General features: G+C 65.9%; 6 protein-coding genes. 2 read left to right on the forward strand and 4 right to left on the reverse strand.

Going from position 1 to position 5,770, the window contains the following annotated elements; genetic code table 11:
- Positions 1 to 203 precede the first annotated feature (203 nt).
- Complete coding sequence (locus tag OJI97_RS11825; RefSeq protein ID WP_297663722.1) at positions 204 to 1,175, reverse strand: diacylglycerol kinase family protein; 972 nt, start codon at positions 1,173 to 1,175, stop codon at positions 204 to 206.
- A 6-nt stretch (positions 1,176 to 1,181) separates the two neighbouring features.
- Positions 1,182 to 1,655: a DUF2141 domain-containing protein gene (locus OJI97_RS11830; RefSeq protein ID WP_297663723.1), complete on the reverse strand. Its 474-nt coding sequence runs from the start codon at positions 1,653 to 1,655 to the stop codon at positions 1,182 to 1,184.
- Between the two features lie 120 nt (positions 1,656 to 1,775).
- Between OJI97_RS11830 and lptF the strand changes: the two genes are divergently transcribed.
- Positions 1,776 to 2,984, forward strand: coding sequence for an LPS export ABC transporter permease LptF (gene lptF / locus OJI97_RS11835; RefSeq protein WP_297663724.1), 1,209 nt, complete (start codon positions 1,776 to 1,778; stop codon positions 2,982 to 2,984).
- Positions 2,985 to 2,990: 6 nt separating this feature from the next.
- The gene (gene lptG / locus OJI97_RS11840) at positions 2,991 to 4,088 is read left to right on the forward strand and encodes an LPS export ABC transporter permease LptG (RefSeq protein ID WP_297663726.1); all 1,098 of its coding nucleotides are present in this window, start codon (positions 2,991 to 2,993) and stop codon (positions 4,086 to 4,088) included.
- Here lptG and OJI97_RS11845 read toward each other — a convergent pair whose 3' ends face one another.
- Complete coding sequence (locus tag OJI97_RS11845) at positions 4,089 to 4,481, reverse strand: thioesterase family protein (RefSeq protein ID WP_297663727.1); 393 nt, start codon at positions 4,479 to 4,481, stop codon at positions 4,089 to 4,091.
- Complete coding sequence (locus tag OJI97_RS11850) at positions 4,478 to 5,728, reverse strand: threonine ammonia-lyase (protein ID WP_297663729.1); 1,251 nt, start codon at positions 5,726 to 5,728, stop codon at positions 4,478 to 4,480. The genes OJI97_RS11845 and OJI97_RS11850 overlap by 4 nt, the downstream gene beginning before the upstream one ends.
- Between the last annotated feature and the right edge of the window lie 42 nt (positions 5,729 to 5,770).

Genomic DNA, 5,770 nt, shown 5'->3' on the forward strand with positions numbered 1-5,770 from the left:
GGGGCGCGGCGGGTATCGTGGGGGTCCTCCTTTGCTGGGCGGACAAAGTGCCCCCGCCTGCCCGTCCCCCCGCGGGCAGCCGGGGGGTTGTTTGGAGCGAAGCGCCACTCGCCCGCGGGCCTCGACTGCGCTCGGCCTGCCCCCTCGGCTTCGCTCGGGGAATCGGATAAGGGGGTGGAATCGCGCATAATGAAACGCCCGGCTCAGGCGGCAAGGCGCAGGAAGGGCACCGGCTGGGTCGAGGTCAGGATGATCGGCTTGCCGCCCGTCGCCTCGAAAATCTCGCCATCGAGGATGACATTCGAGCGTTCGCCCTCGATGCGGATTTCGTCGCCCTGCTGGAAATGGACGCCGTCGAGCGGCTTTTGTCCCAGCGTCCCGCGCCACGTCGCGCCGAGCATGCGGAACAGCGCCCCGACGCTGCTTTCGGTCGCCAGCAGCTTCATATGGCCGTTCGGCCCGGGACCGTCGCCGGTGCGGATGCTGAGCAGCAATTTTTCGAGCGTCGTGACGATCAGCAGCGAGAATTTGCCCTGGAACTCGCCCTGGCGGACGAGCGACACCGTCATCGGTTCGGGCTTGGGCGGCAGGCGCCCGCCGCCGATCCCCAGGATCATCGCGAACAGGCCGAGGATCGCGGCGAGGACGTGCGACACGCCGTTCGGCAGCCCGAGCGGATAGATGCGATGGCGGCAATAGAGCATGACGTCGGCGAGATAGGCGCCGCCGAGGAACATGCCGAGCACCGGCCGCCCCTCGTCGCGGTCGAGCGCGATGAGCTGGCGCTCGACGACATGATCCTCCAGCCGGCCGTCGTGGACCAGCTCGACGACGCGCTGGAGCGCCTTGATCGGGTCGCCCTCGGCGCCCAGGTCGAGCGCGATCAAATTGGTCTTGCCGTTGGGCAGCACCGCGACCGGCGGCGGCGAGCCGCCGAAATGGCCGCCCGAATAGAGCTCGGTCAGCGCCGCCTGGACGGTGCCGTCGCCGCCGTTGATCGCGACGATGCGCGGGGACACCATCGCGATGGTGCGGATCGCCTCGCCGATCTGGTCGACATCCTCGACCTCATAATGAAAAATGTCGGGGTGCGCCGCGCAATATTCGCGCACCCGCGGCAACAGGGCCCGGTTGCCCGTCGAGCGTGGATTGGAAAGAAGCGCGACGCTCGCCATTCGTCCCTACATATATTTCATGGTGATGGTGATCGTCCGCGGCGCATTGCCGACCGCAAAGGCGGTCTTCTTGTAGCTCGGCTTGCCGAGGTTGAAGATGTTGATGCTCGGATTGTTCGACATGCCGCCGCCGTCCGAGGTCAGGTCGGTCTTGCCGTTGCCGTTGACGTCGTGGCGCACCGCGATGCCATAGCTGCCCGCTTCGGGCAGCGGCACGCACACGGTCATCGACCCGGCGCGCACGGGCACTTCGATCCGGTTGATCCAGCGGCCCTTGGCAAGCCAGTCGGCTGCGGTCGCGCGATAGCTTTGCACGCGCACTTTGCCCGTGCCGCCTTTCAGCCCGTTGATCTGGACCAGCGTGGACGGTCCGCTCCGGCACTTCGACAGGTCGTTCGACATGACCTGTCCCGACGCTTCCGCCGCTCCCGCGGCGAACAGCAAAGCCAGACAGAGGGACGTCGATACAAATTTCGACATGACGCAATAGCTCCCAGTGGTTATAGCCATGCCAGCCAGGCTGGTATGGGCCCCTGTCGCCCTTGAATCGGCATATCGGAAACATTTGCGGCCAAATCATGGTGATGGGGCGACCGAAACTTGAACAAGCTACCCGCCATCGATCGCTATATCGCGCGGCTCATCTTCTTCCCCATGCTCGGCACCCTCGTCCTCTCGGCGATGCTGCTGGTGCTCGAGAAGATGCTCCGCCTGTTCGATTTCGTCGCGACCGAGGGCGGTCCGGTCAGCGTCGTGTGGCGGATGCTCGCCAATCTGATCCCCGAATATCTCTCGCTCGGCATTCCGATCGGGCTGATGCTCGGCATCCTCCTCGCCTTCCGCCGCCTCGCGACGTCGAGCGAGCTCGACGTGCTGCGCGGCGTCGGCATGAGCTTCGGGCGGCTGCTGCGCGTCCCCTATGCCTTTGCTTTCGCGCTCGCTTTGCTCAACCTCGCGATCGTCGGGTTTATCCAGCCCTATGCGCGCTATGCCTATGAAGGCTTGCAGTTCGATCTGCGCTCGGGCGCGCTCGGGGCGTCGATCAAGGTCGGCGAATTCACCAAGCTCGGCCAGCGGATGACGCTGAGGATCGAGGAAAGCTACAACGACGGCAAGTCGCTGCGCGGCATTTTCGTGCGCGGCGAGAACAAGGACGGGCAGACGGTGTCCGCGACCGCCTCGCGCGGCCAGTTCCTGGCGACTGACGATCCGAACACGATCATCCTGCGCCTGTCGCAGGGGGTGCTGATCCACGAATCGCCCAAATTCGCGGTGCCGCGCGTCCTGACCTTCGACAATCACGACCTGCCGATCCCGCTGCCCAAGATCGAGGCGTTCCGCCTGCGCGGCGGCGCCGACCGCGAGCTGACGATCCCCGAGCTGTTCGTCGTCGGCAAGGACAAGACCGAACCGCTGAAGACACGGCTCGAATCGCGGGCGAATTTCCATTTCCGCATCGTCGAGGTCATGTCGATGTTCCTCGTCCCGCTGATCGCGATTTCGCTCGCCATCCCGCCCAAGCGGTCGACCTCGGCGCTCGGCGTATTCCTGTCGATCGTGATGCTGGTGACCCAGCACAAGATCAACCAATATGCCGAAGACCTCGGCGCGCGCGGCGTCATCGACCCGCTGCTCGCACTGTGGGTTCCCTTCCTGCTGTTCGCGGGGCTGGCGATCTGGATGTATTACACGCTCGCGCACGTCCCCGGCGGCCAGCCGATCGGCGCGCTCGAACGCGTCGCGGCCAAGGCCGGCGCGCGCATCCGCGGCCTGATCCGCATCTTCCAGCGCAAGCAACAGACGGCCTAGGACCAGATGCACCAGCTTCACTTTTTCCCGTCGCGCACGATGGCGATCTATGTCGGGCGGATGTTCCTGATCCGGTCCTTCGCGATATTGTTCGCGCTGGTGCTGGTGCTGCAGACGCTCGACCTGCTCGGCGAAAGCGGCAAGATCCTGGCCGTCGCGGGCAACAGCGACAGCGACGTCTGGCGCTATGTCGGGATGCGGATGCCGCAGATCATCGAGACATTCCTGCCCTTTTCGGTCCTGCTCGGGACAATCCTGACGCTGATGACGCTCAATCAGAACAGCGAGGTGATCGCGATGAAGGCGGCGGGGATGTCGGCGCATCAGGTGCTCGCGCCGCTGTTCCTCGCCGCGCTGCTCGTCGCGGGGATCAGCTTCGCCTTCAACGAACGCATCGTCACCCGCGCGACCGCGACGCTCAGCGCGTGGCAGAAGGTCGAATATGCCAAGGTGCCGAAGGACAGCGGAATCCGCACCAACATCTGGGTCCGCGAGGGTAGCGACCTGATCAACGCCGCGACGGTCGAAACCGGCGGGCCGGCGATCGTTCTGCGGAACGTCACCATATACGAACGGACGCAGGGCGTGCTGTCGTCGATGCTCAAGGCGGACAGCGCGCACCCCGTCGCGGGGGGCTGGGAACTGACCAATGCCCGGCGTTTCCTCCGCCGCTCGGGCACGCTCGAACCGCTCGGCACCGTCACCGCGATGAAGGGGGTGAGCCCCGACCAGTTCACGCTGGCGCAGGTCGACGGCGACGAACTCCCCTTCCCGCAGCTCGCCTCCGCCATCGCCGATCTGGAAGCCGCGGGGCGGCCGGTCGACTCGCTGAAGGGCGTGCTGTGGCACAAGATTTCGGGGCCGTTGTCGGCGATATTGATGCCGCTGCTCGGCGCGGTCGCGGCGTTCGGCCTTGCGCGCTCGGGCAAGCTGTTCGTGCGCGCGATCCTCGGCATGGCGCTCGGCTTCGCCTATTTCGTCGCCGACAATTTCGCGCTCGCGATGGGCGACCTCGGCGCCTATTCGCCCTTCCTCGCCGCGTGGGGCCCGTTCATCCTCTTCGCGCTGATCGGCGAGATGATCCTGATCCGCACCGAGGAATAGCTACCCCAGAAACGGCGCCACCACTTCATCGGTGACGCGCAGCGGCCGCCCGCTCGCTTTGTCGAGCAGCGCCCACACCGTGCGCGCGCGGACGTGCACCTTGCCGCCCTCGCCGGTGAATTCCATGAAGCGATCGAACTTCGCGCCCTGCGGCTTGTCGGCCACCCAGGTCCGCGCGGTCACCGTCTCGCCGGGGCCGAGCGCGCGCAGATAGTCGATCTCGTGCCGCACCACGACCCAGATATAGGCGTCTTTATGCGATTGCGGCGCCGCTGCGTCCCAATGACCGGTCGCGACCTGCTGAATCCACTGGACCCAGACGGCATTGTTGACGTGGCCGAGCTCGTCGATGCTCTCAGGCGTCGCGACGAATTCGTGCGTATATTCCCTCATGCCAGCTCGACGGTCGTCACCATATAGCCCGCGTCGCGCAGCGAGGCGACGAGGCTGTCGAGATGCTCGCGGTCGCGCGCCTCGCATTCGATGTCGGTGATCAGCCCCTTGGCGGGCAGCGTGGTGAAGATGCGCTGGTGATAGATTTCGATGATGTTGACCTGCTTCTCGTCGAACAGCTTCATCACCTTGAACAGCGCCCCGGGCCGGTCCTGCAGCCGGATGCGCAGCCGCGCGATGCGCCCCGAACGCGCGAGGTCGCGCAGCAGCACATTGGCGAGCAGCCGCGTGTCGATATTGCCGCCGGTGAGCACGAGTCCGACCTTGCGCCCCGCAAATTCCTCGGGGTGCGCGAGCATCGCCGCGAGCCCCGCCGCGCCCGCGCCCTCGACCACCGTTTTCTCGATCTGGAGCAGCAGGCTCACCGCGCGCTCCAGATGACGTTCAGCGACGAGCACGATGTCGTCGTTAAGCTCGGCGACCAGCTTGCGGGTGTAAGAACCCGGTTCCTTGACCGCGATGCCCTCGGCCAGCGTGTCGCCCTCGCACGCCATGTCGACGCCGTTGAGTTCAGCATACATCGACGGATAAAGCTCGGCCTGCACCCCGACGAGGCGCATGTCGTTCTTGATCCCGCGCGCCGCGGTGCCCATGCCCGACAGCAGCCCGCCGCCGCCGATCGGCACGATCAGCGTGTCGAGTTCGGGCACGTCCTCAAGCATTTCGAGCGCCACCGTCCCCTGCCCCGCCGCGACATGCGGATGGTCAAACGGATGGACGAAAGTCAGGCCGCGCTCCTTTTCGAGCTCGCGGGCATGGGCATAGGCGTCGTCGAACTTCTCGCCATACAGCACGATCGTCGCGCCGTGGCTCGCGGTCTGCGACACCTTCACCTGCGGCGTCGTGCTCGGCATCACGATCGTGACCGGCACGCCGAGCCGCTTGCCGTGATAGGCAAGCCCCTGCGCATGATTGCCCGCCGACGCCGCGATCACGCCGCGCGCCCGGGCTTCGTCATCGAGCAGCAGCAGCGCGTTGAGCGCGCCGCGTTCCTTGTACGCCGCGGTGAATTGCAGATTCTCGAACTTCAGCCACACTTCGGCGCCGACCATCTCGGACAATGTCTGCGACTTCAGCGTCGGCGTCCGCACGACCGCCCCGTCAATTCGCCCCGCCGCCGCGCGCACATCGTCCAATGTGATCGCCGGAAAATCGGCGGCGGAGGTCAGGGTGAGTTGATCGGTCATAGCGGGCTGGCCCTAACGGCAAGCCGGGCGAAGGGGAAGAAC

It is taken from the genome of Sphingopyxis sp. (genome assembly GCF_025869345.1).
In the GTDB taxonomy this organism is placed as follows: domain Bacteria; phylum Pseudomonadota; class Alphaproteobacteria; order Sphingomonadales; family Sphingomonadaceae; genus Sphingopyxis.

What these genes read in the sequence shown, in the direction of transcription:
- OJI97_RS11825 (WP_297663722.1), bottom strand. Translation starts at nt 1,175, where the DNA reads ATGGCGAGCGTCGCGCTTCTTTCCAATCCACGCTCGACGGGCAACCGG.
- OJI97_RS11830 (WP_297663723.1), bottom strand. Translation starts at nt 1,655, where the DNA reads ATGTCGAAATTTGTATCGACGTCCCTCTGTCTGGCTTTGCTGTTCGCC.
- lptG (WP_297663726.1), top strand. Translation starts at nt 2,991, where the DNA reads ATGCACCAGCTTCACTTTTTCCCGTCGCGCACGATGGCGATCTATGTC.
- OJI97_RS11845 (WP_297663727.1), bottom strand. Translation starts at nt 4,481, where the DNA reads ATGAGGGAATATACGCACGAATTCGTCGCGACGCCTGAGAGCATCGAC.
- OJI97_RS11850 (WP_297663729.1), bottom strand. Translation starts at nt 5,728, where the DNA reads ATGACCGATCAACTCACCCTGACCTCCGCCGCCGATTTTCCGGCGATC.